Consider the following 24,625-nt stretch of genomic DNA (forward strand, 5'->3'; position numbering starts at 1 on the left):
CTGAACGGTAGCCCGAGCACCTACACGACCGAGGCGACGAGCAACCGGCTGACGAGCATCACGAACCCGGCCCGCAGCTTCGGCTACGACAACGCCGGCAACACGACCAGCGACAGCACGAACTACATGGCGGTCTACGGGCTGAACGGCTCGATCGCGAGCATCACGAAGGCGGGTGTGACCGGCAGCTACGACTACGACGCCGAGCGCCGACGCATCCGCAAGGTGACGAGCACGGGTGAGACGGTGATCTTTGTGTACGACCTCGAAGGCCAGTTGCTCGGGGAATACGACCAGACCGGCAAGGCGCTGCGCGAATACGTATGGCTGGACAACATCCCGGTGGCGATGTTCACGCCGGACCCGGGCAACGCGAGCGGCCCGCCGCTCATCTACTACATCCACGCCGATCACCTGAATGCGCCGCGCATCGTCGTCGATCAGACTGGAGCCAAGCGCTGGCGCTGGCTGGCCGAGCCGTTCGGCACGACGGCGCCGGAGACGAATCCCGATGGGCTCGGGACCTTCACACAGAACCTGCGCTTCCCGGGGCAGTATGCGGATGCGGAGAGCGGGCTTTGGTACAACCACTTCCGGTTCTACACCCCTCATGGAGGTTCCTACCAGCAAAGTGACCCGATTGGGCTACAAGGCGGCATCAACACCTATGCCTACGTCGAGGGTAACCCGCTCAGCTTTGTTGACCCGACAGGCGAATGCCCTTGGTGCATTGCAGCAGTAGTTGGCGGTGCCATAGACCTAGCAGTGCAACTCTATGAAAACGGCGGGAATCTGAAGTGTGTGAACTTGGCGCAGGTGGGTGTTGCCGCAGTGTCCAGCGCAGGGCTAGGCATCGTGGGTAGGTACGCAGCGAATGGCTTGCTCGCGAAGACATTCTTTAATTCCAATTTTCGAGCTTTCTCTGGGCCGTACTGGAGAATGATGGGCGGAGCCTTCAATCAGTGGTATGGCGTCGGTAATTTGGATCACTGGCTGATTTCGCAAGCCAGAGCCAAAGTGGCGGGGCCGCTAGTGCGCGGAATGGCAAACTCAGGATTGAATCTTGTGGAAATTCCTGCTGCGCTGAATCATGCAATAGGAATGGGGGGCTGGATGAATCCGATCGCCCAAGGGTGGGCAAGACGCGCAGTGTCGTCAATGATTCCATTGACGGCCGGCGCCGGCTTCGTTGCCGGCAAGCAACTTGCTGATGCAGCCACGGAAGAATGTGAGTGCAGAAAATGACTTTTTCAGCCATTTGCTTTCACTGCGGAAGTCCGAAGATTGGCTTCCTCGACGTATGTGCAAACTGCGGTAGGCATCCGACCTCTCGTGTCGAGAAGGCGCAAAGTCTGGTCTTATCCACGAATTTCATAGTCCAGTCCAATGAATTTGGTAATGAAGACGTATCGGCGTCGTGGGAGGAGCTGCAAAGACTAGGAAGAGAAATTGAGGAATCTGGCTCGGTAAGCTTGCCGATCGAGAGAGTTGAGCTTGCCACCAAGCAAATCGATTGGATGGAGTCATTGAATCTGAAGAAGGTCGCTGTATCAGCGGCGATATGGATATTGCCGGTTGTGGTGGTAGTGGTTTTTGTCGGCTTCAGAAGTTGCGCAGGGCATTAGTTTTGGCCGCGGATGGTTTTTGAGGGGCCATTGAGCAAAACAGCGCTATCGAAAAATAGGGTGCCCGATGCAATAAAAAGTCAGCCATGGAATCTCAATCCYATTCCGAGGTCGACTCACGAACTGATTCACGGGAACGCGCCCGGCGGAGCAAGGTCTGGCGCTTTCATGCGCTGGTGGCAAGGAACGCCAGGATGGGCAAAGGGTTTGGAGATTGGCGCAGGCACGGCCGTTCCGGCGCCAAACCACAAGGAAGATGACTGTGAATGCCAATAGTCCACAGCCTCGTTGGCCAGCTTGGGGTCATGATCAAAGATGGGCATGGCATCTTCAAAGCATTGAGCCGCTGCGTACGGCAAAGACGGATTACCTGCAACAAGGTAGTCTCCATACAGTCAAGATCCTGGATTCCAACTTGGATCTGTTCAGAGTCGTTGATGTCCGCACCATGGGGCGCGCGGGAATCTTTGGATGGCGTCCCGGCTTTGCCGGAACATACTTGCGCGTTGATCCGATTCTCAGACTCGACAGGCAACTCGATCTGTCAGAAGCGAAGCGCTACGTGGTTGAATTCATTTCCAATCATCCGGAGGTTTATAGCTCCGAAATGTCTCCAACCCAGATGTTTTCGATAGTGATGGGTGCAGCATCAGAGCGACGCGGCAGGGCCAAGCCACCCATACTTTCGAAGCAGCCGACGAGTCCAAAGGGCTGAAGTCCCGACTACGTCCGCCATACCCGCGGCACCTGCGCCGGCAAGCCCCACGCGACATCCCGCCAGCGTTTCCACACACTCGTCAGCAATTCCATCGCCGGCTCGACGCGATGCGCCAGCACGCGCAGCATGACCAGCTCGTCATGCGGCGACGTCGCACCGGCGGTGGCGCGCAGCGCGTGCGCCTCGAGCTGCTCGCGCGCCGCATCGATCAGCGCCTCGCGCCGCGCGCCCGCCAAGGCAGAGCCACCCGCGAACCACATCGTCGCGAGCACGCTGTGCCCCGCAAAGCCCACCGGCGAATCGAGCAGCAGCCGATCCTCGCCATCGACCGTCCCCCGTTCCAGCCACACGCCCGGCAGCTCGATCTGCTGCGTGTAGCGGCCCGCGTCGAACAGCTCGCCGCTGGCCGGCAGCCCGAGCGCCAGCACGTCCCAGCCGATCATCTCGGCACCGGGTTCCAGCTCGAAGCGCATGCGGTTCTCGGCCAGCGTGCGCCGGTAGCACAGCGTCTCCAGCGGCAGCCATTCCAGGCGTGCACCACCGGCCACGCGGGCCGTCAGGCTCTGCACCGCGGTCTCGCCGAGGCTGCGGTAGAAGCGCGTCGCGCCCGGCGTCGTGATCAGCGCGTGGGCGCCGGCGTCGAGCGTGGCTTCTATCGCCAGCACATCCCCGCCGACGATGCCGCCAGGCGGGTGCACCAGCACGTTGTGGCAGATCCCGGGGCCTTCGGGGTAGAGGCTTTGCAGGATGCGCAGCGGCCCGCTGTGTCGGTCGTGGACGACGCAGCGGCCGGCGTCGTGGCGGTAGTGGAGTTGCAGGCGACCGTTCCAGGCCATGGGCTCGGGGTGTTGATGCGGGGCGCGTGCAGTGTAGGGGCGGCCGCGGCTTCCTTGGCCGGCACCGGCCGTTGCGTCTCCAGCAGCCAGATGCCCGGCGTGGTGTCGGCGAACGGGATGGCAACCGGCCCGAGCGCGGCCAGGCGGCGTTTGATCGACGGCAGCATGCAGGCCTCCGCTCAGTGGGTCCGCGCCGGGCCGCGCGTGAACAGCGGCTCCGGCGTTTCATCCGCGGCCTGCTCGTCGAAGTAGCGGGCCGCCATCGCCTGCGCCATCTGCGACGGCGTCAGCAGCTGCAGGTGGGCCGGCGGCGCGGTGCTGCGGCTGATCAGGTCGAGCAGCAGGTCGAGTGCGATCGCGGTGGTCGACAACGCGAGCCACAGCAGCACCTGCTCGAGCCAGTCCTGCCCGATCACCAGCGCGACCGGCACCGAGACCCACAGGCTCAGGCAGTAGAAGCAGGCGAGYGACGAGCCCTCGCCGGCCCAGCGCCGCAAGTTCTCCAGCACGCGGCGCGGGCCGGCTTGCACGTGCAGCAGGTGGGTGAGGCGCCAGACGGCCAGCGCGCCAAGGACGGACAGGTACCACTTCATGGGCGTCTCCTGAGGAGGATGGGATGCGGTGGAGGAATCCATGGACCGCATTCCATCGGCCTCGCCTTCCCATTGACACGCCCGTGTGCCGCCCGATCTCCCCGGGCGCGAGACGATCACGAGACGATGCACGCCCGGACGCAAAAAACCCCTGGGAGGACGGGCCTCGCAGGGGTTCGGTGGGAGAGGGCGGAGGGATCAGGCGCGGCGCGGTTTGTCCTCTCCCTTGGGGATGATGTCCCCGTCACCGCAGGGGTCGGGCTGGCGGCCTTTCGGCGGCTCGTAGCGCGCGTTGAACACCGGGAACTCGGGGATCGCTGCCGGCAGCAGGCCCTTGAACGGCTGGCCCTTGTGGTACTCGACGATGAAGTCGACCCAGTCGGTGACCTTCACGAAGTCGATGATGTGCGGCTGCACGCGCGGCAGCGTCGGATCGGGGTTCACGTCGAGGTAGTACGGCGAGCGCCAGTCCCACAGGCCGAGCAGCAGCGGGTCGGGCAGGAAGATGTTCATCGCGAGGTTCTTCGCCGAGAAGTCCCACAGTGCGCCGGGGGCCGTCCACGGCGCATCGACGGCGCCGTAGCGCTTGATGTCCTTCAGCGCATCGCGCAGCCCGGCCGCCGCCTGCTGCACCTTGAACGGCGCGAAGTCGGTGGCCAGCAGCTCGGTGGCCAGGCTGTCGATGTCGGTCAGCTCGTCCGGCGTCTCCAGGTCCATGTTGGCGTTGGTGTCGAACTGCTGCGCGCGGCGGATCGCGGCGCGGATCTTCTGCACGATGGCCGGGCGCTGCGCCGGCGTCGAGGTGCGCAGCGCGGCGAGCAGCGCATCGGCCAGGTCGTCGATGCGCTCGACGATCGCCTGCAGCCGGCCGAGTTGCACGACGCAGCCGACGGTCGGGTGGTTGCCCTTCGCGGCGAGGATGTCCTTGTTGCCGTCGGCGAACCACTGCGCGAGCTGCTGCGCGGTGGCGCTGCCGGCCGCCGCCAGTTTCTGGAACACGGCAGGGTAGGCCGCGCCGGCGGTGAAGAAGTTGTAGTTCTCGTAGCCGGTCGCGTAGTCGGCGTAGGGCGCCACCGTGTGCAGCACCTCGACCGACATGTTGAAGCAGTTGTTGAAATGGATCGCGGCGAGCTTGGGCACGCCGGCGTCCTGGGCCTGCTTCAGCGCGTTGCCGAGGCCCCAGGTGGACAGCGGCATCTGGCTGACCGGCAGCACCGGCGAGCCTTGCGGCAGCACCGGGGACCCCTGGGGCAGCACCGGCGAGCCTTGCGGCAGCACCGGCGTGCCGCCCGATTCGCTGAGGTGCCACTCGAAGGCGCCGCCGCCGGTGATGTTGTGGGCCGTCAGCTTGCTGCGATCGATCTCGGGCAGGAACCCGGCGCCATGGCCCTCCAGCGCGAGCACCAGCGCGGCGGCGGGGTGGGCCTGGTGCGCCTGGCGCAGCAGGCCGGCCAGCGTGTTCGGCGAGGTCATGTCCTGCTTCCAGCGCGAGGTGACGACCACGTCGGCCGGCTGCAGCGCGGCAATCTCCACGAGGTACGAATCGTCGTCGGCCAGGTCGATCAGCGCGGTGACGTGCACGCCGCTGGCGGCGATCTTCGGCAAGGCCCTCATCAACGGGTGCTGCGACAGGTCGCGCGAGGTTCCGTCGGGGAACCCGCTCAGCACGGCGTCGCCGCCGAACGGCGCGAGGACGACCAGCGCGACGCCGTCGGTCGCGGACGAGGTGGTCGGATCGGAAGCAAGAAGACGGGGCAGGGGCATGACGGTTCCTCGATGAGGCGATGGGTGCGAAATCGCGTCGATACACTAACCGTCGCGCGCTCGCATGCCCAGGCATGGCAGACCGCGCAAATCCGTCGCGGTCCGGACGATCGCGAGACGATGCACCGGATCCATGGCGAACCATCCCCCTAACTTGCAGGGCGGCCCAGGTGCCGCAACGTTGCTGCTGTCGGCCGGCACGGTGGAAACCCTGCTGGGGCAGGCGCTGGCCGCCCACAAGACCGGCACGCTCGACGACTGGCTGCGTCGCCGGCCGAAGGCCACCCGCTGGTTCGTCAGGCGCTTCCTGCAGCCGGTGCTCGGGGCCGCCGGCGATGCGTTGCCGCGCGGCCGCGCGCTGGTCGAGGCGACCGCGCTGTGGCTGCGCTGGGTCGTCTCGCAGCTGCGCCCCGACCAGGCGTCCGGGCTCTCCGGCATCGATGCCGCGGCGTGGGTGGATCGCACGAGCTGGCGGCCGATGCTGGCCCTGATGTGCCACTACGGTTTCGAGCCGGTGCCCGATTTCCGGCAGCGCTACCGCCGCCATGCCGACGAGGCGGCCAGCGAGAACCTCTGCGGGCTGTGGGCGATCGGGCCGAGCACCTTCTACCGCTATCTCGAGAAGGGCAAGCGCCTCGCGGCCGAGGCGCTGCTGGAGCGGCCCGCAGCCGGCGAGCGGCGCATCGCGTTGCGGCACATGGTGCTGCGCGAGCTGCTTCCTCGCCTGGAACCCGCGTCACCCGTGGCGCTGGCCGGCTGGCACCGGCAGCAATCGGCGCTGGCGCTCGCGCAACGGGACACGCTGTCGGCGCTGTGGCACCTGCACCAGGCGAACGAGCCCGTGGCCTTCATCGAGTTGTTGCAGCGCTCCCGGGTCGACGTGGCCGACGATGCGGAGACCGATGCATTGATCGCGCTGGTGGCCGCCGGCACGCTGGATGCGCGGCAACGCTTCGACCTGCTGCTGGCGCAGGCGGGGTTGTGGCGCATCCGCGATGCCGGCGATCGCGAGCGCCAGGCCTATGAGCAGGCGCTGCGGCTCGCCAACGGGTGCGGCGACGCCCTGATGCTGGGCATCGTCTATGGCGCGCTCGGCAAGTTCTATGAGCCGCGCGATGCCGACCGTGCCTTCGCGTGCTACGAGGACAGCGCGGAGTTCCTGCGCCGCGCGGGCCTGGAGGAAGACCGCCCGCCGGGCGCGGCGGTCGCCGAGGAGTACCTGTCCACGCTCGTCAAGCTCGCCTGGCTCTACGTGCTGCGCAACGACCCACGCTCGCGCGCCGTGCTCGACCGGGCGGAGCCGTTGCGCCGCGATCCCTCGCTGTCGCCGGCCACGGTCGGCATGCTGGAGCAGACCTGGGGCGAGTACTGGCGCCGGGCCGGCGACCTGCGTCGGGCGCTCGAGCACAAGCACCGCGCGTTGAACATCTTCGAGCGCGAGGGCGACCGGCTGTCGGTGCTGAAGACCTACGCCAACCTCAGCCTGATCTACGGCGACGCGAAGGACTTCGACAGCGCGATCGCCTATTCGCAGCGCATCCTCGGGATGGCCGGCAGCGTTCCGATCGAACCGGAAACGCTGACCAGCACGCACCTGAACCTCGGCGCGACCTACTTCTGGCAGGGCCGCTACGGCGAGGCGATCGCCGAATACCGGCAGGCCCTCGCGATGGGCGAGCAGGCCGGCCTGAGCCTGCACGTGCGCCGCGCGCACTACAACCTGGCCGAGGCGCACTACAAGCGCTACCAGCTCGACGCGCAGCCCGATGACGAGCGCCTGGGCGATGCGCATGCGGCCGCGGCGCTGAAGGTCTCGCCGGGCGACCACGATCCGGCCCACCTCGAGGCCACGCGCAATCTGAAGACCGAGATCCTCGGCCCGCGCGACGGCGCGCCCTACGACCGCCTGCTGCCCGAGGAGTTCGCGGCCCACTTCGACGAGATGGCACAGATCCAGCGCCACCGTGCGGTGCTGGCCGTTCCGATGGGGGCCGAGGCCCATGTGCGCGCCCGGCTGGCCATCGCGAACGCCTACCTCGCGATGTCGTCGAAGGAGCGCGAGGCGGCGCTGCAGCTGATCCAGAAGCACGGCCTGGGCGACGGCTTCGCCGCCGAGTTCGAGCAGCTGCGCAGCACCTTCAACCGCGAGTTGACGCGCGAGCAGCAACTGTCCACGCAGTGGGAGCGCGAGGCCGGCGAGCTGCTGCAGGAGCAGCGGCGCATCGCGGTGCTGGATCACCTGTTCCGTGTCGGGTCGATCCAGAAGAGCATCTATGCGCAGGTGTGCGGCGTGGGGTTGGCGACCGCGTCCAAGCACCTGGTGGCGCTGACGGAACGCGGTCTGCTGGAACAGACCGGCAAGGGGCCCAGCACGCGCTACGTGCTGCCGGGCTGACGCCCCCTTCGTGGTTCAGGGCGAGGCGGTGATGGTCTGCAGCTCGGTTTCCTCCAGCACGGCACCGGCGCTGTCGGTGTGGCGGGCGCGGATGTTGCCGAAGCCCTTCGCGAACCAGAGCGTGGACGGGCCGTCGCCGTTGGCGGCCGCATCGGCCGCCAGCCGGCGCAGGCGGCAGCTGTCGGTGAAGGTCCGGCCGCCCAGCGTCAGCGTCTCGAAGCCTTCGAAGGTCCAGGTTTCCTGGACCGCCTGGGTTCCGACCTGGCTGCCCGCCGAGGGGCTCAGGGGCGTGATCGTGACGGTGTAGCCGAGGGCCATGGCCTGCCCCACCTGCGGCGCGAGCGGCAGCAGGGCGCCGTCGGAGAAGACGACCTTGCGCTCCGGAGCGCCGGCGTTGTCGTAGTCGATGTCGCCCCACAGGCGGATGCCGTTCGCCTCCTGCGACCAGTAGGTGGCCACGCTGCGGACCTGCGTCGCATCCACGAAGCTCACGCCGGTGTTGCGCACGCTGCCTTCGAAGGCCTCGCGGGTCAGCAGGACGCCGTCGGGCGTGCCGCCCGCATCGGTCGTGGTGTAGGCCACGCCGGCTGTGATCTCGAAGCAGCTGGCGAAGGCCGAGGGGGTCGCGGCGGCGGCCGGCGCCGTGGCCGCATCGCCGTCGCTGCCGCCGCCGCACGCGCTCAACAGCAGGGCGCACAGCGGGGTGGCACGCAGGAGATTCGTGAATCGCGAAGAAGTCATGGTCGAGGAGGGGTACTGCTTTGGGGCCCTGCAGGCTATGCGAGGGCGGCCGCGGCGGGGCTGGGTGGCCCCACGGTGTTCGCGCCCGGACCAGCGGGGGTGCGGCGGCAGACCACGGTGTCTCGCCAACGATACAGGCGCGCCGCCGTCATGCCTTGATCAAGGATTCGGCATGCAAGGCGCCGACCCCCTCGATAAGCTGGCGCGCGATGAATGCGTCTGCCCCCACCCACACTTCCGTGCCAGAGACCTGGACGACGGATGGCCTGCCACCGCGGCGGCAGTTCGACGCGTGGCGCGAGGTGATCGTCGATGCGCACCTGAGCTGGGACATCCCGAAGATCGCCTGCGACCGCTTCCCCGCCTTCATGCGCCAGCACCGGCTGGGCGGCGTGCGGCTGACCGACTGCACGTCCGCGGCGACGGTGAGCGGTATGCGCGAGCGGCGGCAGATCGCCCGCGACGACAGTGCATGGCTGAGCGTCGTGATGGTCGCGCAGGGCACCGAAACGCTGCGCTTCGACGACGACCGCGAACTGCAGCTGGGCGCCGGCATGTTCACGCTCTGGGACAGCACGCGGCCGATGGCCTTCAGGACCAGCGACGACCTGCGCCAGATGTCGATGCTGGTGCCCGAGGCCGAGTTGCTGCGCCGCCTGCCACGGGTGCGCGACCTGATCGGGCGGCCGATGGACGGCCGGCACGGCGCGGGCGCCTTGTTCGTCGAGCATTTCCAGCTGCTGATGCGGCGCTTCGGCGAGCTTCCCGCGACCGGGCGGCAGGTGGCACTGGGCGGGGCGCTCGACCTGCTGGGCCTGTGCCTGGGCGAGCAGCCGGCGCCGGGCTTGCGGCAGCTGGTGCGCGAGCAGCTGCAGCGCCACATCGAACGGCACCTGGCCGAGCCGTCGCTCGGCGTGGCGATGCTGGCGCGCCGCTTCCGCATGAGCGAGCGCAACGTGCACAAGCTGTTCGAAGGCTCCGGCGAAACGGTGAGTGGCTTCATCCGCGACCGCCGCCTGGCGATGTGCCGGCGTGACCTGGAGGCCCCGGCGATGGCGACGCGGCCGATCGCCGAGATCGCCCGCCACTGGGGCTTCGAGGACCCCAGTCACTTCAGCAAGGTGTTCCGGGCCGCCTACGGTGTGTCGGCGCGCGAGTTGCGTGCCACGGCCGGGCGCTGACTGTCGCGCACCACCACCGTCCCCGCCAGCTTGTCGTGCCAGCCCTGCTTGCGCGCGTCGAAGGCGATCCACAGGAAGCCGAGGAACAGCGGGAGGCTCGAGAGGTAGTAGCCCAGGTAGCGGCCGACGGATTGACCGAGCGTCGGCGGCAGGCCGGTATTCGCGTCGACGATCCGCACCTTCATCGCCATCTTGCCCGGCGTCGCCTGCCACTTCATCCAGCAGCCGATGTAGAGCACGGCCGGGAAGACCCAGGTCAGGAAGAACTCGAGCGGGTCGCCGATGAAGGTCCTGGCAGGAACGTGCTTCAGGGTCCCGTAGTCGGACCCGTAGAAGAACCGGACCAGCGGGATGAAGAAGGCCAGGAAGAGCAGCGTATCGGCGAAGCTGGCGATCGAACGCCGCCAGAATCCTGCGTACGCCACCTGCGTCGGGTTCGCATCGAAGTCGGCGACGGGCGCCTTCGGCGGGGCGTAGGGATTGGTGCTCATGCCGGATGCTAGCGTGCACCGGCCTCGTACCACCGCCCGATCAACGCGCGCTCGTCGTCGCTGATCTGCGTCGCATTGTTCAGCGGCATCAGCTTCAGCACCACCGCCTGCTGGTAGACCTGCTGCGCATGCGCGGCGATGCCTTGCGGCGAATCGAGCCGCACGCCCTTGCTCGCGAGCTGCTCGTTGTGGCACATCAGGCAGCGTGTGGCCACCACCTGCTGCACCTGCGCGAAGGTGACGGGCTGCGCGGCCTGCGACGCCGGCTTTTGCACGGGTGCGAGCCACACCGCCACACCCAGCAGCAGCACCGTGCCCGCCACCGCGTACTCCCACGGCACCCGCTTGCCCTGCACCAGCGCCTTGTGCCGCACCACGAACGCATGGCGGATCAGCGCGCCGGCCCCCATCACCAGCACCAGCACCGCCCAGTTGTGCGGCGCGCCGTACAGGAAGCCGTAGTGGTTGCTGAGCATCGCGGCCAGCACCGGCAGCGTGAAGTAGGTGTTGTGCACGCTGCGCTGCTTGGCCCGCTGGCCGTGTACCGGATCGACCGGCTGGCCGGCACGCATCTGCGCGATCACGGTGCGCTGCCCGGGGATGATCCAGAAGAACACGTTGGCGCTCATCGCCGTCGCCATCATCGCGCCGACCAGCAGGAAGGCCGCCCGGCCTGCGAACAGCTGGCACGCGAGCCAGGCACCGGCCACGACCACCACCGCGACCACCGCGCCGACGATGCGGTCGCCGTGGGCACCGCGGCCGAATGCGCGGCAGATGCCGTCGTAGACGAGCCAGAACACCGCGAGGAAGGCCAGCGCCGCTGCGATCGCGCCGGCCGGCGACCACGCATGCACCCGTTGGTCGATCAGGAAGGTGCTCGCCTGCCACAGGTACAGCACCGTGAACAGCGCGAAGCCGGTCAGCCAGGTGGAGTAGCTCTCCCAGTAGAACCAGTGCAGGTGCGCCGGCAGCGACTTCGGCGCCACCATGTACTTCTGCGGGTTGTAGAAGCCGCCGCCGTGCACCGCCCACAGCTCGCCGTCGACGCCCTTGTCCTTCAGGTCGGCGGCCTCGGGCCTGAGCAGGCTGTTGTCGAGGAAGACGAAGTAGAACGACGAGCCGATCCACGCGATCGCGACGACCACATGGGCCCAGCGCAGCAGCAGGTTGAGCCAGTCCAGCACATAGGCTTCCATGCGCGTCAGCTGCCGCGGTAGGTGGAATAGGCCCAGGGGCTCGCGAGCAGCGGCACGTGGTAGTGGGCGCCGGTGTCGGCCAGGCCGAAGTCGAGCGGCACGCTGTCGAGGAAGGGCGGGTCGGGCAATGCGACGCCGCGGGCGCGGAAGTAGTCGGCCAGCTCGAACACCAGCCGGTAGCGGCCGGGCACGAAATCGGCGCCCTCCAGCAGCGGCCCGCCGGCGCGGCCGTCGGCATCGAGCTGCACGCTGCGAAGCAACTGAGGGGCAGTGCCGGCCAGGCGATAGAGCCGCACCGCCATGCCGGCAGCAGGGCACCCGTTCATCGTGTCGAGCACGTGCGTCGTCAGTTTTCCCATGGTGGGGAAAGTGTATACACTTTGCCTTCGAGAGCCAACCGAGCCGCCCGCTCCATGCCCCGCGCCGCCAGCCCCAAGTCGACCCCGCTGAAGCAGATCCGCCCGGCCCGGCGGCGTGCCGGCGCGGCCGATGGCGGCAGCGCGCAGCACATCGGCACCACGCAGCGCATCGTCGACGCCATCACCACCGCGATCGTCGAGCGCCGGCTGATGCCCGGCACCAAGCTCGCCGAGCAGAAGATCGCCGATCTCTTCAAGGTCTCGCGCACGCTGGTGCGCCAGGCACTGAACCAGCTGAGCCGCGACAAGCTGATCACGCTCGAGCCGGCACGCGGCGCGCGCGTCGCGATGCCGAGCGTCGACGAGGCGCGCCAGGTGTTCGAGGTGCGCCACATGATCGAGGCCGCGCTGGTGCGCCGCGCCGCCGGCGAGCTCGATGCGGCGCAGCTGGCCGCGTTGCGCACCCACCTGGCCGCCGAGCAGGAGGCCGTGCTGCGCACCGACGTCACCGGCCGCACGCGGCTGCTGGCCGATTTCCACGTCGTGCTCGCGCGCATGCTCGGCAACGAGGTGCTGGCCGAGCTGCTGGCCGACCTGGTGTCGCGCTCGTCGCTGATCTCGCTGATGTACCAGTCGGCGCATTCGGCCGAGCATTCCTTCGAGGAGCACGTGGCCATCGTCGACGCGCTGGAGCGGCGCGACGCGCGGGCCGCGGTGCGACTGATGCAGGCCCACCTGCGCAGCGTCGAGCGCAACCTGCGGCTCGCTCCGCGTGTCCAGCCCTTGTCCGACCTCGCCGGCGCGCCGCCGGCCCACGCCACCGCCTGAACGCCATGCCACCACCCACCTACCCCCGCGACCTCGTCGGCTACGGCGAGCACCCTCCGCATGCCGAGTGGCCGGGCAGCGCCCGCATCGCGGTGCAGTTCGTGCTGAACTACGAAGAGGGCGGCGAGAACAGCGTGCTGCACGGCGACGCCGGCAGCGAGCAGTTCCTGTCGGAGATGTTCAACCCGGCCGCCTACCCGGCGCGCCACCTGTCGATGGAGTCGATCTACGAGTACGGCTCGCGCGTCGGCGTGTGGCGGCTGCTGCGCGAGTTCGAGCGGCGCGGCCTGCCGCTCACGGTGTTCGGCGTCTCGATGGCGTTGGAGCGCCACCCCGAGCTCACGCAGGCCTTCGTCGAGCTCGACCACGAGATCGCCTGCCACGGCTGGCGCTGGATCCACTACCAGCAGATGGACGAGGCCGCCGAGCGCCAGCACATGGACATCGGCATGGACATCATCCACAAGCTGACCGGCGAGCGCGCGTTCGGCTGGTACACCGGCCGCGACAGCCCGAACACCCGCCGGCTGGTGGCCGACTACGGCGGCTTCGAGTACGACAGCGACCACTACGGCGACGACCTGCCGTTCTGGCTGCAGGTGCGCAAGACCGACGGCAGCCTCGCGCCGCACCTGGTGGTGCCGTACACGCTCGACACCAACGACATGCGCTTCTCGCTGCCGCAGGGCTTCGCGACCGGCGACGATTTCTTCACCTACCTGCGCGACAGCTTCGACGTGCTGTACGCCGAGGGCGACGAATCGCCGCGCATGCTGAGCATCGGCATGCACTGCCGGCTGCTCGGGCGGCCGGGGCGCTTTCGGGCGCTGCAGCGCTTCCTCGACCACGTGGAGGCGCACGACCGGGTGTGGGTGTGCCGCCGCGTCGACATCGCGCGCCACTGGAAGCGCGTGCATCCGTTCAACCCCGACAACGCCTGGGTGTGGAAATGAGCGTCAGCCTGCAGCAACTGAATGAAGCGACGGTGGAGGGCTTCGTCGCGCTGCTCGAGGGCACCTACGAGCATTCACCGTGGATCGCCGAGCGCGCGTTCGCCGCGGCGCCGTTCGCGAGCCTGGCGCAGCTGCGCCAGGCGCTGGTGCAGGTGGTGCGCGATGCGCCGCGCGACGAGCAGCTCGCGCTGGTGCGCGCCCACCCCGAATTGGCCGGCAAGGCGCGGGTTGCGTTGACCAGCGAATCGGCCAGCGAGCAATCGGTATCGGGCCTCACGCAGTGTTCCGAGTCTGAGTACGCACGGCTGCAGGCGCTGAACGCCGCCTACCGCGAGCGCTTCGGCTGGCCGTTCATCCTCGCGGTGCGCGGGCCACGTGGCACCGGACTCACGCGCGCGCAGATCATCGAAACCTTCGCGCGCCGCGTCGACGGCCCGGCCGATGTCGAGCTGGCCGAATGCCTGCGCCAGATCCACCRCATCGCCGAGCTGCGCCTGGACGACAAGTTCGGCAGCGAGCCGACGCTCGGCCACCAGGTGTGGGACTGCGCCGAGCTGCTCGCGCAGCACAGCGACCCCGGCTACGCCGAGCAGGGCCAGCTCACCGTCACCTACCTGACCGATGCGCACCTGGCCTGCCAGCGCCAGCTGGTGCGCTGGATGCAGGACTGCGGTTTCGACGAGGTGTCGGTCGATGCGGTCGGCAACGTGGTCGGTGTCCATCACGGCAGCGATCGCGCCGCGCCGCGCCTGCTGACGGGCTCGCACTACGACACCGTGCGCAACGGCGGCAAGTACGACGGCCGGCTCGGCATCTTCGTGCCGATGGTCTGCGTGCGCGAGCTGCAGCGCGCCGGCCGGCGCCTGCGGCACGGCATCGAGGTGGTCGGCTTCGCGGAGGAAGAAGGCCAGCGCTACAAGGCCACCTTCCTCGGCTCAGGGGCGCTGATCGGGCAGTTCGACGGGCGCTGGCTCGACCAGCAGGATGCCGACGGCATCGCGATGCGCGACGCGATGCACGCCGCCGGCCTCGACCCCGCGGAGATCCCTGCGCTGCAGCGCGACCCGTCGCGCTACCTCGGCTTCGTCGAGGTCCACATCGAGCAGGGGCCGGTGCTCAACGAGCTCGACCTGCCGCTGGGCGTCGTCACGTCGATCAACGGCAGCGTGCGCTACCTGGGCGAGGTGATCGGCCTGGCCAGCCACGCCGGCACGACGCCGATGGACCGGCGCCGCGATGCCGCGACCGCGGTGGCCGAGCTGGCGCTGTATGTTGAAAAGCGCGCCGCGGCGCAGCCGCACCTGGTCGGCACGGTGGGCATGTTGACGGTGCCGAACGGCTCGATCAACGTCGTGCCGGGCCGCTGCCGCTTCAGCCTCGACCTGCGCGCCACCACCGACGAGGCGCGTGATGCGCTGGCGCGCGACGTGGTGGCCGAACTCGAGCGGATCTGCGGGCGGCGTGGCTTGCAGCACACGCTCGAAGAGACGCTGCGCGCCAGCGCCGCGCCGAGCGATGCCGCGTGGCAGGCCCGCTGGGAGCGCGCGGTCGAGGCCGGGGGCGTGCAGGTGCACCGCATGCCCAGCGGCGCCGGCCACGACGCGATGAAGCTGCACGAGGTGATGCCGCAGGCGATGCTGTTCGTGCGCGGCGGCAACTCCGGCATCAGCCACAACCCGCTGGAAACCATCACCACCCACGACGCACAGCTGTGCGTCGAAGCCTTCCAGCACCTGCTGGATCACCTGGAGACGACATGAGCGACGACCACTTCGCGCGCCTCGATGCGTGGATCGACGCGCATTTCGATGAACAGACCCGCTTCCTGCAGGCGCTGGTGCAGGTGCCCACCGACACGCCGCCGGGCAACAACGCGCCGCATGCCGAGCGCACGGCGGCCTTGCTGCAGGGCTTCGGCTTCGAGGCCGAACGGCACGTGGTGCCGGGCGACGAGGTGCGCGCGGCCGGCCTGGAGAGCATCACCAACCTGATCGTGCGCCGCCGCTACGGTGAAGGTGGCGAGGGCCCGACCATCGCGCTGAACGCGCACGGCGACGTGGTGCCGCCGGGCGAGGGCTGGGCGCACGGCCCCTACAGCGGCGACATCGAAGACGGCAAGCTCTATGGCCGCGCGGCCGCCGTCAGCAAGAGCGATTTCTCGACCTACACCTTCGCGGTGCGGGCGCTCGAGGCGCTGGGCGTGCCGCTGCAGGGCGGCATCGAGCTGCACTTCACCTACGACGAGGAGTTCGGCGGCGAACTCGGCCCCGGCTGGCTGCTGAAGCATGGCCTCACGAAGCCCGACCTGCTGATCGCCGCCGGCTTCAGCTACCAGGTGGTGACGGCGCACAACGGCTGCCTGCAGATGGAGGTGACGGTGCACGGCCGGATGGCGCATGCGGCGATTCCCGACACCGGCATCGATGCGCTGCAGGGCGCGGTTGCGCTGCTGAACGCGCTGTATGCGCAGAACGCGCTGTACCGGCAGGTCACGTCGAAGGTGCCGGGCATCCGCCACCCGTACCTCAACGTGGGGCGCATCGAGGGCGGCACCAACACCAACGTGGTGCCGGGCAAGGTGGTGCTGAAGCTCGACCGCCGGATGATCCCGGAAGAGAACCCGGTCGAGGTCGAGGCCGCGCTGCGCCAGGTGATCGCCGAGGCGGCGGCGCAGGTGCCGGGCATCACGGTCGAGATCCGCCGGCTGCTGCTGGCGCACGCGCTGCAGCCGCTGCCGGGCAACCGGCCGCTGGTCGAGGCGCTGCAGCGGCATGGCGAGGCGGTGTTCGGCGAAGCCATTCCCACCTCGGGCTCGCCGCTGTACACCGACGTGCGGCTCTACAGCGAGCGCGGCATCCCGGCGGTGATCTACGGTGCCGGGCCGCGCACGGTGTTCGAGAGCAACGCGAAGCGGGCCGACGAGCATGTGGTGCTCGACGACCTGCGGCGTGCCACGAAGGTGGTGGCGCGCGCCTTGCATGACCTGCTGACGGGCCGGCAGGCCTGATCCACCGGAGACCTCGGATGTTCGTTCGCACGCTGGCCCTTGCCCTCGTCTTCATCGCACAGGGCGCACTCGCCCAGGACACCCCCATCAAGTTCCAGCTCGACTGGCGCTTCGAAGGCCCGGCGGCGATGTTCCTGGTGCCGGCCGCGAAGGGGTATTTCAAGGCCGAGAAGCTCGACGTGACGATCGACGCCGGCAACGGCTCCGGCGGCGCCGTCACGCGGGTCGCGTCGGGGGCCTACGAGATGGGCTTCGCCGACCTCGCGGCGCTGATGGAGTTCCACGCCAACAACCCGACCGCGCCGGACAAGCCGGTCGCGGTGATGATGGTCTACAACAACACGCCGGCCGCGGTGCTGGCGCTGAAGAAGTCCGGCATCCGGGCGCCGGCCGACCTGAACGGCAGGAAGCTCGGCGCGCCGGTGTTCGATGCCGGCCGCAAGGCCTGGCCGATCTTCGCGAAGGCCAACGGCATCGGCAACGTCGCGTGGACCGCGATGGACCCGCCGCTGCGCGAGACGATGCTGGTGCGCGGCGACATCGACGCGATCACCGGCTTCTCGTTCACCTCGCTGCTGAACCTGGAGGCGCGCGGCGTGAAGGCCGACGAGGTCGTCGTGCTGCCCTACCCGCAGTTCGGCGTGAAGCTGTACGGCAACGCGGTCATCGTGTCGCAGGCGTTCCTGAAGAAGAACCCGGAGGCGGTGAAGGCCTTCCTGCGCGCGTTCGCGAAAGGCATGAAGGACGTGGTGGCCGACCCGGCCGCGGCGGTCGCCACCGTGAAGGCGCGCGACGGCATCGTCAACGAGGCGCTGGAGTTGCGGCGCCTGAAGCTCGCACTCGATGCGACGGTGCTCACCGCCGATGCGCGGGCCGAAGGCTTCGGCGCGGTGCTGGCGCCGCGGCTGAGCCTGATGGCCAGCCAGGTGTCGGACGCGTTCGGCACCAAGGAGCGCGTGAACCCGGCGGCGGTCTGGGCCGACGGCTACCTGCCCGACGCGGCCGCGCGCAACCTGTTCGCGGTGGTCCGGAAGTAGTGCATGTCAGGGCACCGTGGCCGACACCTGGAACATCAGCGCCGAGTTGCCGAGCACGTTGACCTGGGTCGACAGCGCCGGCGTCAGCTGCCAGCCGACCGTCAGCACCAGCCCGGGCGAGAAGCCCTTGTAGTTCAGCGGCACCTTGTCGTCGAACGGCGCCTTGTAGCCGTAGATCAGGCCGGCGGTCCATTGCGCGTAGAGCCGGTTCCAGTCGCTGAAGTCGGTCAGGCGCTGGCCGACGTAGGCATAGGCGCTGGGCTGGCCGAACGAGTTGCTGAAGTACGTGAAGCCCGAGACCACGCCGTTCGGCCGCTCGCGTTCGATGCCGACCATCCACACGTAGCGGTGGTCCGGATCGCGCGAGTAGTGGTACGTGAACGGCGCGTACATCAGGCGCCAGACATCGTCGGCAGGTGGTGCGGCTACAGTGGCCGGCGGCGCCTCGGGCGCGCCAGGGGCAGCGGGTACGGTTTGCGCAGGGGTGCAGATCGACACGCCGCAGGCGCACACGGCAGACGCCAGGGCAGGAAACTTCATGGCGCTGATTGTCGCGAACTCTCGACCCCGTTTCTGGAGCCAGCTGTCCAGGCGTGTCGGATGGCTGTGCACATTGATGTCATGCGTTGTCATGCTGCAGGGCTGCGCGTGGTGGGACCTGAAGCAGAGGCAATGGGTGTTCCGACCCTCGCCGGGGCAGCCCGCCGACGTGGCGCTGCGGCCGGGCGATGTGTCGTACGCGGTGGCAGTGCCAGGGGCGACACCCGGCATGCAGGACCGGCTGCAGCTGTGGTGGCTGCCGAATGCCGATCCGCAGGCGCCGACGCTGCTGTACCTGCACGGTACCTTCCGCGCGCTGTACCGCAACCTGCCGAAGATCGACGCGCTGCGCGACGCCGGCTTCTCGGTGCTGGCGGTCGACTACCGCGGCTGGGGCGAGAGCACGCCGATCGTGCCGTCGCAGGCGTCGATCCTGGCCGATGCCGACACCGCGTGGGCCGAGCTGGTGAAGCGCCAGCCCGATCCGCGGCGGCGCGTGATCTTCGGCCATTCGATGGGTGGCGGCGTGGCGGTTGACCTCGCAAGCCGGAAGCACGACGGGCGCGACTACGGCGGGCTGATCCTCGAGTCGACCTTCACGCGGCTGCCCGACGTGGCCGCCGAGCTGGGCGCGATCGGCACGATGGTGTCGTGGCTCGCCAACGAGCAGTTCGATTCGGTCGACAAGATCGGCCGCGTCGACGCGCCGATCCTGATGATGCATGGAAGCGCCGACGACACGGTGCCGGTGACGCTCGGCCGCAGGCTGCGCGATGCGGCGCCGGCCGGCACGCGCTGGGTCGAGTTCAGCGGCGGCTCGCACAGCCGGCTGCACAGCGAGGATCCGGCGCTGTACCGCGAGGCCGTCAAGTCGCTGATCGCGCGCCTTGCGCCTCCTTCATCTGCTGCTTCCGCCCCATCCCGATGAGCCTGCCCACGCCGCCCTTTGTCGATTTCCGCAACGTCTGGCTCGCCTACAACGACGAGCTGCGCGCGCGTCGCCAGTTCGCGATCGAGGACATCTCGCTGCAGGCGCAGCCGGGCGAGTTCATCGCGATCGTCGGGCCGTCGGGCTGCGGCAAGTCGACCTTCATGAAGCTCGCGACCGGGCTGAAGCGGCCGTCGCAGGGCACGGTCCTTGTCGACGGCCGCGAGGTCGCCGGCCCGCTGAAGATCACCGGCATGGCGTTCCAGGCGCCCTCGCTGCTGCCGTGGCGCAGCACGCTGCGCAACGTGCTGCTGCCGCTGGAGATCGTCGAGCCGTACCGCTCGCAGTTCCGCGCCCGGCGCGCCGAGTACGAGGCGAAGGCGCGCGCGCTGCTCGCGAGCGTCGGCCTGGCCGGCTACGAGGACAAGTTCCCGTGGCAGCTGTCGGGCGGCATGCAGCAGCGGGCGTCGATCTGCCGCGCGCTGATCCACGAGCCGAAGATGCTGCTGCTCGACGAGCCGTTCGGCGCGCTCGACGCGTTCACGCGCGAGGAGCTGTGGTGCACGCTGCGCGACCTGCACGCGGTGCAGCGCTTCAACGTGATCCTGGTGACGCACGACCTGCGCGAGGCGGCGTTCCTCGCCGACACGGTGCACGTGATGAGCCGCGGCCCGGGGCGCATGCAGGTGCGCCGCGAGATCGGCTTCGAGCGCCCGCGCGAACTCGCGCTCACCTACACCCGCGAGTTCAGCGACGTGGTGCTCGAGCTGCGCGAGCACATCGGCAGCCTCCGCCGCGCGCCGGAGGCGGTGTCGTGACGGCCCGGCGCGAGCGCCTCGCGCCGTGGCTGCTGCTGGCCGCGGTGCTGCTGCTGTGGGAGCTGGCGTGCCGCGGCTTCGGCATCTCCGACTTCATCTTCCCGAGCCCGTCGCACATCGCGCAGCAGCTGTGGGAGTTCCGCGCGGTGATCGCCGCGCATGCGTGGCGCACCTTCTGGGTCACGATGCTGGGCTTCGGCCTGGCGATCGTGGTCGGCGTGCTGCTGGGTGCCCTGGTCGGCAGCTCGCGGCTCGCGTATGCGGCGATGTACCCGCTGATGACGGCCTTCAACGCGCTGCCGAAGGCGGCCTTCGTGCCGATCCTGGTCGTGTGGTTCGGCATCGGCGTCGGGCCGGCGGTGCTGACGGCGTTCCTGATCTCGTTCTTCCCGATCACGGTCAACATCGCGACCGGCCTGGCGACGCTGGAGCCGGAGCTGGAGGACGTGCTGCGCGTGCTGGGCGCGCGGCGCACCGACGTGCTGCTGAAGGTCGGGCTGCCGCGCTCGATGCCGTATTTCTATGCGTCGCTGAAGGTTGCGATCACGCTCGCCTTCGTCGGCACGACGGTGTCGGAGATGACGGCCGCCAACGAGGGCATCGGCTATTTGCTGATCTCGGCCGGCTCGTCGATGCAGATGGGGTTGGCGTTCGCCGGGCTCGCGGTGGTGGGCGCGATGGCGATGGCGATGTACGAGCTGTTCGCGATCGTCGAGCGGCGCACGACGGGCTGGGCGCATCGCCGGGCGGGGGCGGCATGAGCGATTTCTCGAACGCCGATCCGACGCACGAGCAGATGCTGCGGCACCTGCGGCGTGCGAACGAGGTCGCGAAGCGGGCGATGGGCCTGGGCCGCCATCCGTTCGGTGCGTTGCTGGTGGCGCCGGACCACGAGACGGTGCTGGCCGAGCAGGGCAACATCGACACGGTGCACCACGCCGAGGCCACGCTCGCACGGCATGCATCGCTGAACCATGCGCCGGACTTCCTGTGGAACTGCACGCTGTACACGACGGTGGAGCCATGCGCGATGTGCGCCGGCACGCAGTACTGGGCGCACATCGGGCGGCTGGTGTACGGCGTGTCGGAAGCGGCACTGCTCGCGATCACCGGCGCGCACCCCGACAACCCGACGCTGGACCTGCCGTGCCGCGAGGTGTTCGCGCGCGGGCAGAAAGCGGTGCGGGTGTGGGGGCCGGTCGGGGAGGTGGAGGCGGAGTTGCTCCAGCTGCATCGGACGTTCTGGTCCGCGAGCCCGTAGCCCGGGTGACAACCCGGGATCGTGAGTCACGAATCCCGGATTCGCATCCGGGCTACGGCGAATACGGCGCCGCCAACCCCACGTAGTCCTTGCGCAGCGGCGCCGCATAGTCCCCGCGCTTGCTCGTCCCGAGCCCGATCGCGAGCAGCCCCTCGGCCAGCTTGACGGCGGCCGCGACGCCGTCGACCACCGGCACGCCGAGCTCGGCCTGCAGCCGCGCGCACAGGTCGGCCATGCCGGCGCAGCCCAGCACGATCGCGCCGGAGCGGTCGCGTTCCAGCGCCTGCCGTGCGCTCGCGAGGATGCGTGCATAGGCGTCGCTCGCCGGGTCGTCGAGTTCGAGCACCGCGATGTCGGTGCCGTGGATGCCGCGGCAACGGCGCTCGAAGCCGTACTGCAGCACCAGGTGCTCGGCGATCACGCAGGTGCGGGTGAGCGTCGTGACGACCGAGAAGCCGGTGGCGACGAGCGATGCGCAATGGAACGCCGCCTCCGCGATGCCGATCACCGGCCCGCGCGCCAGCTCGCGCGCGGCATGCAGGCCGGGGTCGCCGAAGCACGCGATGACGTGCGCATCGGCACCCAGCGCCTCGCCTGCACGCACCTGTTCGGCGACGCCGGCAGCGGCCCACACGTCGTCATGGTGCCCCTCGATCGACGGTGCACCAAAGCTCGGCTGCACCGCGTCGATCACGGTGCCGGGCGCGGCCACCGCACGCGCGGCCTCGCCGATCTTGGCCGTCATCGACGCGCTGGTGTTGGGGTTGATCACGCGGATCTTCATCGTCGGCTCCTCAGATGCGATGGGCTGCTTTGTATACAAAGCGAGCCCGGGTGTCGCCATCAGCTGAGCAAGTCGTGCGCCCGTTCCAAGGCGTGCCGCCGCCCCAAAGGCGGGCGATCGGCGATGCGGAAGTTCACAGTTGGTGCGACTCGCTCGTACACAAACGCGTGGATGAGCCGCCACCTGCGGGTTGCCCCGGAGGAAATCCACTGGCATGTGCTTTGCATACAGGGGGCGGCATGAAGCCCGACTCGTCCCTGGTGCTCACCTCGCTGGTCAAGCGTTATGGCGACACCGTCGCCGTCGACGGCATCGACCTGACGATTCCCTCCGGCAGCTACTGCTGCCTGCTGGGGCCCTCGGGCTGCGGCAAGACCTCGACGCTGCGCATGATCGCCGGCCACGAGCTCGCGAGCGACGGGCAGATCCTGCTCGGCGGCAAGTACATCACCTACAGCGCCGCCGCCGACCGCGGCACCGCGATGATGTTCCAGAGCTACGCGCTGTTCCCGCACCTGAGCGTGCTCGACAACGTCGCCTTCAGCTGGAAGATGCGCGGCAAGCCGCCCGCCGAGCGCCATGCGCGGGCGCGCGAGCTGCTCGCGCTGGTGGCGATGACGCCCTACCTCGCGCGCCTGCCGAGCGAGCTCTCCGGCGGCCAGCAGCAGCGCGTGGCGCTGGCGCGCGCACTGATGACCGAGCCGCGCGTGCTGCTGCTCGACGAGCCGCTGTCGGCGCTCGATCCGTTCCTGCGCGTGCAGATGCGCGCCGAGCTGAAGCGCTGGCAGCAGGAACTCGGCTTCACCTTCGTGCACGTGACGCACTCGCAGGAAGAGGCGATGGCGCTGGCCGACCAGGTGGTCGTGATGAACCAGGGCCGCATCGAGCAGACCGGCTCGCCGCGCGAGGTGTTCAACGCGCCGCGCAGCGAGTTCGTCGCGCGTTTCATGGGTGCGCACAACGTGATCGCGTCGCCGGCCGGCCGCATCGCGGTGCGCTCCGACCGCATGCGGCTGCAGCACCATGCCGACACCGAAGGCCGCGCCGCCGCGGTGCGCGCCGTCGAGTACCAGGGCACGTACGTGCAGGTGAGCCTGGCGCCGCAGGGCGAGGCGGCCGACGCGCACTGGACGGCCACCGTCTCCGACGCCAGCTTCGACGCCGCGCCGTTCGCGCCCGGTGACACCGTCTACGTGAGTTGGGCCGCGCATGAGGCGCACGCGCTGGCCTGATCAGTTTCGTCCCCGAGAGTCCGCATCACATACCACCCCGAGGAGCACCCCATGACCGACCACACCGATCCATCCGCCACATCGGCCACGCCGAAGCTCGGCCGCCGCACGCTGCTGAAGGGCGCGGCCGCCGCCGGCGGCACGCTGGCCTTCCCGTTCGTGCACGCGCAGGAGAAGATCACGCTGCGCTACCTGGGCACCGCGGTGAACCAGGACAAGGCCATCGCCGACAAGTTCAAGGCCGACACCGGCATCGAGATCCAGTACATCCCGGTCACCACCGACGACGTGACCAAGCGCGCCGTCACCGCGCCGAACTCGTTCGACCTGATCGACACCGAGTACTTCTCGCTGAAGAAGATCCTGCCGACCGGCAACCTGCTGGGCATCGACACCAAGCGCATCAAGAACGCCGACAAGATCACGACGCTGTTCACCAAGGGCGAGGTCGGCGGCAAGAAGGTCGGCGACCAGGGCACCGCGCCGAAGAAGGTGATGTACGTCGCGTCCCCCACCGCGAAGGACTTCGCGAAGGAGCCGACGCAGTTCATGACGCTGATCCCCACCGTCTACAACGCCGACACGCTGGGCATCCGGCCCGACCTGATCAAGCGTCCCATCGAGAGCTGGAAGGAACTGCTGAACCCCGAGTTCAAGGGCAAGGCCGCGATCCTGAACATTCCGTCGATCGGCATCATGGACGCGGCGATGGTGGTCGAGGCGGCGGGCCTCTACAAGTACCCCGACAAGGGGAACATGACGAAGAAGGAAATCGACCTGACGATCAAGACGCTGATCGAGGCGAAGAAGGCCGGCCAGTTCCGCGCGCTGTGGAAGGATTTCAACGAGAGCGTGAACCTGATGGCCTCGGGCGAGGTCGTGATCCAGTCGATGTGGTCGCCGGCCGTCACGGCCGTGCGCACCAAGGGCATCGCCTGCACCTTCCAGCCGCTGAAGGAAGGCTACCGCGCCTGGGCCGCCGGCTTCGGCGTGCCGAAGACGGTGAGCGGCAAGAAGGCCGACGCGGTCTACGAATTCATCAACTGGTTCCTCGACGGCTGGGCCGGCGCGTACCTGAACCGCCAGGGTTACTACAGCGCGGTGCTGGACACCGCGAAGGCCAAGATGGAGGCCTACGAATGGGCCTACTGGATGGAAGGCAAGGCGGCGGCGCAGGACATCAAGTCGCCCAACGGCGACCTGCTGGCCAAGGCGGGCAGCGTGCGCGACGGCGGCAGCTACGAGACGCGCATGGGCGGCATCGCCTGCTGGAACGCGATCATGGACGAGAACGCGTACATGGTGCAGAAGTGGAACGAGTTCGTGGCAGCGTGA

Annotated in this window: 25 protein-coding genes; 16 read left to right on the forward strand and 9 right to left on the reverse strand. The window is 68.8% G+C overall.

From position 1 onward, the window contains the following. From AC1DXV_RS06980 to AC1DXV_RS06990, 3 genes are all read left to right on the forward strand, one after another. On the forward strand, window positions 1-1,245 hold a 1,245-nt coding region (locus AC1DXV_RS06980), incomplete at its 5' end, for an RHS repeat domain-containing protein (RefSeq protein ID WP_477932990.1). Next, window positions 1,233-1,625: a nitrogenase component 1 family protein gene (locus tag AC1DXV_RS06985; RefSeq protein ID WP_477869233.1), complete on the forward strand. Its 393-nt coding sequence runs from the start codon at window positions 1,233-1,235 to the stop codon at window positions 1,623-1,625. The genes AC1DXV_RS06980 and AC1DXV_RS06985, both read left to right, overlap by 13 nt. Window positions 1,626-1,887: 262 nt before the next feature. Then, window positions 1,888-2,340, forward strand: coding sequence for a hypothetical protein (locus tag AC1DXV_RS06990; RefSeq protein WP_477932992.1), 453 nt, complete (start codon window positions 1,888-1,890; stop codon window positions 2,338-2,340). 8 nt (window positions 2,341-2,348) lie between these two features. Here AC1DXV_RS06990 and AC1DXV_RS06995 read toward each other — a convergent pair whose 3' ends face one another. The 3 genes from AC1DXV_RS06995 to AC1DXV_RS07005 form a co-directional block, all read right to left on the reverse strand. Then, the gene (locus tag AC1DXV_RS06995; RefSeq protein ID WP_477869229.1) at window positions 2,349-3,179 is read right to left on the reverse strand and encodes an urease accessory protein UreD; all 831 of its coding nucleotides are present in this window, start codon (window positions 3,177-3,179) and stop codon (window positions 2,349-2,351) included. Window positions 3,180-3,358: 179 nt separating this feature from the next. Continuing rightward, window positions 3,359-3,772: a hypothetical protein gene (locus tag AC1DXV_RS07000; protein ID WP_477869227.1), complete on the reverse strand. Its 414-nt coding sequence runs from the start codon at window positions 3,770-3,772 to the stop codon at window positions 3,359-3,361. Window positions 3,773-3,970: 198 nt separating this feature from the next. Then, window positions 3,971-5,536 carry a clostripain-related cysteine peptidase gene (locus tag AC1DXV_RS07005; RefSeq protein ID WP_477932994.1) on the reverse strand — a complete coding sequence of 522 codons (1,566 nt, stop codon included), beginning with the start codon at window positions 5,534-5,536 and terminating at the stop codon, window positions 3,971-3,973. Window positions 5,537-5,717: 181 nt separating this feature from the next. On the opposite strand from AC1DXV_RS07005, the gene AC1DXV_RS07010 reads away from it, so the two are divergent. Beyond that, window positions 5,718-7,931: a tetratricopeptide repeat protein gene (locus AC1DXV_RS07010; protein WP_477932996.1), complete on the forward strand. Its 2,214-nt coding sequence runs from the start codon at window positions 5,718-5,720 to the stop codon at window positions 7,929-7,931. Between the two features lie 15 nt (window positions 7,932-7,946). Here the strand turns inward: AC1DXV_RS07010 and AC1DXV_RS07015 are convergent, their stop codons facing one another. After that, window positions 7,947-8,672 (reverse strand): hypothetical protein, encoded by a 726-nt coding sequence (locus AC1DXV_RS07015; protein ID WP_477868236.1) that lies wholly within the window; start codon window positions 8,670-8,672, stop codon window positions 7,947-7,949. A 239-nt stretch (window positions 8,673-8,911) separates the two neighbouring features. Between AC1DXV_RS07015 and AC1DXV_RS07020 the strand changes: the two genes are divergently transcribed. Further along, window positions 8,912-9,853 carry an AraC-like ligand-binding domain-containing protein gene (locus tag AC1DXV_RS07020; protein WP_477868238.1) on the forward strand — a complete coding sequence of 314 codons (942 nt, stop codon included), beginning with the start codon at window positions 8,912-8,914 and terminating at the stop codon, window positions 9,851-9,853. On the opposite strand, the gene AC1DXV_RS07025 is transcribed toward AC1DXV_RS07020, so the two are convergent. From AC1DXV_RS07025 to uraH, 3 genes are read right to left on the reverse strand one after another with little or no spacing between them, the layout of a single operon-like run. Then, complete coding sequence (locus tag AC1DXV_RS07025) at window positions 9,808-10,344, reverse strand: RDD family protein (RefSeq protein WP_477932998.1); 537 nt, start codon at window positions 10,342-10,344, stop codon at window positions 9,808-9,810. The genes AC1DXV_RS07020 and AC1DXV_RS07025 overlap by 46 nt on opposite strands. Before the next feature lie 8 nt (window positions 10,345-10,352). After that, the gene (locus AC1DXV_RS07030; RefSeq protein ID WP_477932999.1) at window positions 10,353-11,543 is read right to left on the reverse strand and encodes a urate hydroxylase PuuD; all 1,191 of its coding nucleotides are present in this window, start codon (window positions 11,541-11,543) and stop codon (window positions 10,353-10,355) included. Between the two features lie 5 nt (window positions 11,544-11,548). Continuing rightward, a complete protein-coding gene (gene uraH / locus AC1DXV_RS07035; RefSeq protein ID WP_477866555.1) occupies window positions 11,549-11,902 on the reverse strand; it encodes a hydroxyisourate hydrolase in 354 nt (117 codons plus the stop codon). Between the two features lie 54 nt (window positions 11,903-11,956). On the opposite strand from uraH, the gene AC1DXV_RS07040 reads away from it, so the two are divergent. From AC1DXV_RS07040 to AC1DXV_RS07060, 5 genes are read left to right on the forward strand one after another with little or no spacing between them, the layout of a single operon-like run. Further along, window positions 11,957-12,730, forward strand: coding sequence for a GntR family transcriptional regulator (locus tag AC1DXV_RS07040; RefSeq protein ID WP_477933001.1), 774 nt, complete (start codon window positions 11,957-11,959; stop codon window positions 12,728-12,730). A 5-nt stretch (window positions 12,731-12,735) separates the two neighbouring features. Further along, the gene (gene puuE / locus AC1DXV_RS07045; protein ID WP_477866559.1) at window positions 12,736-13,683 is read left to right on the forward strand and encodes an allantoinase PuuE; all 948 of its coding nucleotides are present in this window, start codon (window positions 12,736-12,738) and stop codon (window positions 13,681-13,683) included. Continuing rightward, a complete protein-coding gene (uraD, locus tag AC1DXV_RS07050; RefSeq protein WP_477933003.1) occupies window positions 13,680-15,443 on the forward strand; it encodes a 2-oxo-4-hydroxy-4-carboxy-5-ureidoimidazoline decarboxylase in 1,764 nt (587 codons plus the stop codon). The genes puuE and uraD overlap by 4 nt, the downstream gene beginning before the upstream one ends. After that, window positions 15,440-16,690 (forward strand): M20 family metallopeptidase, encoded by a 1,251-nt coding sequence (locus AC1DXV_RS07055; RefSeq protein ID WP_477866563.1) that lies wholly within the window; start codon window positions 15,440-15,442, stop codon window positions 16,688-16,690. The genes uraD and AC1DXV_RS07055 overlap by 4 nt, the downstream gene beginning before the upstream one ends. Window positions 16,691-16,707: 17 nt before the next feature. Further along, window positions 16,708-17,727 (forward strand): ABC transporter substrate-binding protein, encoded by a 1,020-nt coding sequence (locus AC1DXV_RS07060; protein ID WP_477866565.1) that lies wholly within the window; start codon window positions 16,708-16,710, stop codon window positions 17,725-17,727. A gap of 6 nt (window positions 17,728-17,733) precedes the next feature. Here AC1DXV_RS07060 and AC1DXV_RS07065 read toward each other — a convergent pair whose 3' ends face one another. After that, on the reverse strand, window positions 17,734-18,267 hold the full coding sequence (locus tag AC1DXV_RS07065) for an ABC transporter ATP-binding protein (protein ID WP_477866567.1): 534 nt from the start codon (window positions 18,265-18,267) through the stop codon (window positions 17,734-17,736). Window positions 18,268-18,343: 76 nt separating this feature from the next. Here AC1DXV_RS07065 and AC1DXV_RS07070 point away from each other — a divergent pair, with 76 nt between their 5' ends. Genes AC1DXV_RS07070 through AC1DXV_RS07085 form a run of 4 tightly spaced genes read left to right on the forward strand, consistent with a single transcriptional unit; the run spans window position 18,344 to window position 21,274 of the window. After that, a complete protein-coding gene (locus AC1DXV_RS07070; RefSeq protein ID WP_477933005.1) occupies window positions 18,344-19,195 on the forward strand; it encodes an alpha/beta hydrolase in 852 nt (283 codons plus the stop codon). Continuing rightward, window positions 19,192-20,013: an ABC transporter ATP-binding protein gene (locus AC1DXV_RS07075; protein ID WP_477933007.1), complete on the forward strand. Its 822-nt coding sequence runs from the start codon at window positions 19,192-19,194 to the stop codon at window positions 20,011-20,013. The genes AC1DXV_RS07070 and AC1DXV_RS07075 overlap by 4 nt, the downstream gene beginning before the upstream one ends. Next, window positions 20,010-20,774, forward strand: a complete 765-nt coding sequence (locus tag AC1DXV_RS07080) for an ABC transporter permease (protein ID WP_477864463.1) — start codon at window positions 20,010-20,012, stop codon at window positions 20,772-20,774. Before AC1DXV_RS07075 ends, AC1DXV_RS07080 begins: the two co-directional genes overlap by 4 nt. Further along, entirely contained in the window at window positions 20,771-21,274 is a 504-nt protein-coding gene (locus AC1DXV_RS07085; protein ID WP_477864462.1) for a nucleoside deaminase, read from the forward strand. Before AC1DXV_RS07080 ends, AC1DXV_RS07085 begins: the two co-directional genes overlap by 4 nt. Before the next feature lie 52 nt (window positions 21,275-21,326). Here AC1DXV_RS07085 and AC1DXV_RS07090 read toward each other — a convergent pair whose 3' ends face one another. Further along, the gene (locus AC1DXV_RS07090) at window positions 21,327-22,058 is read right to left on the reverse strand and encodes an aspartate/glutamate racemase family protein (RefSeq protein WP_477864461.1); all 732 of its coding nucleotides are present in this window, start codon (window positions 22,056-22,058) and stop codon (window positions 21,327-21,329) included. Between the two features lie 239 nt (window positions 22,059-22,297). Here AC1DXV_RS07090 and AC1DXV_RS07095 point away from each other — a divergent pair, with 239 nt between their 5' ends. Beyond that, on the forward strand, window positions 22,298-23,290 hold the full coding sequence (locus AC1DXV_RS07095) for an ABC transporter ATP-binding protein (RefSeq protein WP_477864460.1): 993 nt from the start codon (window positions 22,298-22,300) through the stop codon (window positions 23,288-23,290). A 51-nt stretch (window positions 23,291-23,341) separates the two neighbouring features. Then, window positions 23,342-24,625, forward strand: coding sequence for an ABC transporter substrate-binding protein (locus AC1DXV_RS07100; RefSeq protein WP_477864459.1), 1,284 nt, complete (start codon window positions 23,342-23,344; stop codon window positions 24,623-24,625).

The sequence above is a fragment of the Rhizobacter sp. P3_C12 genome, from assembly GCF_056402735.1.

What these genes read in the sequence shown, in the direction of transcription:
- AC1DXV_RS06995 (WP_477869229.1), bottom strand. Translation starts at nt 3,179, where the DNA reads ATGGCCTGGAACGGTCGCCTGCAACTCCACTACCGCCACGACGCCGGC.
- AC1DXV_RS07005 (WP_477932994.1), bottom strand. Translation starts at nt 5,536, where the DNA reads ATGCCCCTGCCCCGTCTTCTTGCTTCCGATCCGACCACCTCGTCCGCG.
- AC1DXV_RS07015 (WP_477868236.1), bottom strand. Translation starts at nt 8,672, where the DNA reads ATGACTTCTTCGCGATTCACGAATCTCCTGCGTGCCACCCCGCTGTGC.
- AC1DXV_RS07025 (WP_477932998.1), bottom strand. Translation starts at nt 10,344, where the DNA reads ATGAGCACCAATCCCTACGCCCCGCCGAAGGCGCCCGTCGCCGACTTC.
- AC1DXV_RS07030 (WP_477932999.1), bottom strand. Translation starts at nt 11,543, where the DNA reads ATGGAAGCCTATGTGCTGGACTGGCTCAACCTGCTGCTGCGCTGGGCC.
- uraH (WP_477866555.1), bottom strand. Translation starts at nt 11,902, where the DNA reads ATGGGAAAACTGACGACGCACGTGCTCGACACGATGAACGGGTGCCCT.
- AC1DXV_RS07040 (WP_477933001.1), top strand. Translation starts at nt 11,957, where the DNA reads ATGCCCCGCGCCGCCAGCCCCAAGTCGACCCCGCTGAAGCAGATCCGC.
- puuE (WP_477866559.1), top strand. Translation starts at nt 12,736, where the DNA reads ATGCCACCACCCACCTACCCCCGCGACCTCGTCGGCTACGGCGAGCAC.
- AC1DXV_RS07055 (WP_477866563.1), top strand. Translation starts at nt 15,440, where the DNA reads ATGAGCGACGACCACTTCGCGCGCCTCGATGCGTGGATCGACGCGCAT.
- AC1DXV_RS07060 (WP_477866565.1), top strand. Translation starts at nt 16,708, where the DNA reads ATGTTCGTTCGCACGCTGGCCCTTGCCCTCGTCTTCATCGCACAGGGC.
- AC1DXV_RS07065 (WP_477866567.1), bottom strand. Translation starts at nt 18,267, where the DNA reads ATGAAGTTTCCTGCCCTGGCGTCTGCCGTGTGCGCCTGCGGCGTGTCG.
- AC1DXV_RS07070 (WP_477933005.1), top strand. Translation starts at nt 18,344, where the DNA reads ATGTCATGCGTTGTCATGCTGCAGGGCTGCGCGTGGTGGGACCTGAAG.
- AC1DXV_RS07075 (WP_477933007.1), top strand. Translation starts at nt 19,192, where the DNA reads ATGAGCCTGCCCACGCCGCCCTTTGTCGATTTCCGCAACGTCTGGCTC.
- AC1DXV_RS07085 (WP_477864462.1), top strand. Translation starts at nt 20,771, where the DNA reads ATGAGCGATTTCTCGAACGCCGATCCGACGCACGAGCAGATGCTGCGG.
- AC1DXV_RS07090 (WP_477864461.1), bottom strand. Translation starts at nt 22,058, where the DNA reads ATGAAGATCCGCGTGATCAACCCCAACACCAGCGCGTCGATGACGGCC.
- AC1DXV_RS07095 (WP_477864460.1), top strand. Translation starts at nt 22,298, where the DNA reads ATGAAGCCCGACTCGTCCCTGGTGCTCACCTCGCTGGTCAAGCGTTAT.
- AC1DXV_RS07100 (WP_477864459.1), top strand. Translation starts at nt 23,342, where the DNA reads ATGACCGACCACACCGATCCATCCGCCACATCGGCCACGCCGAAGCTC.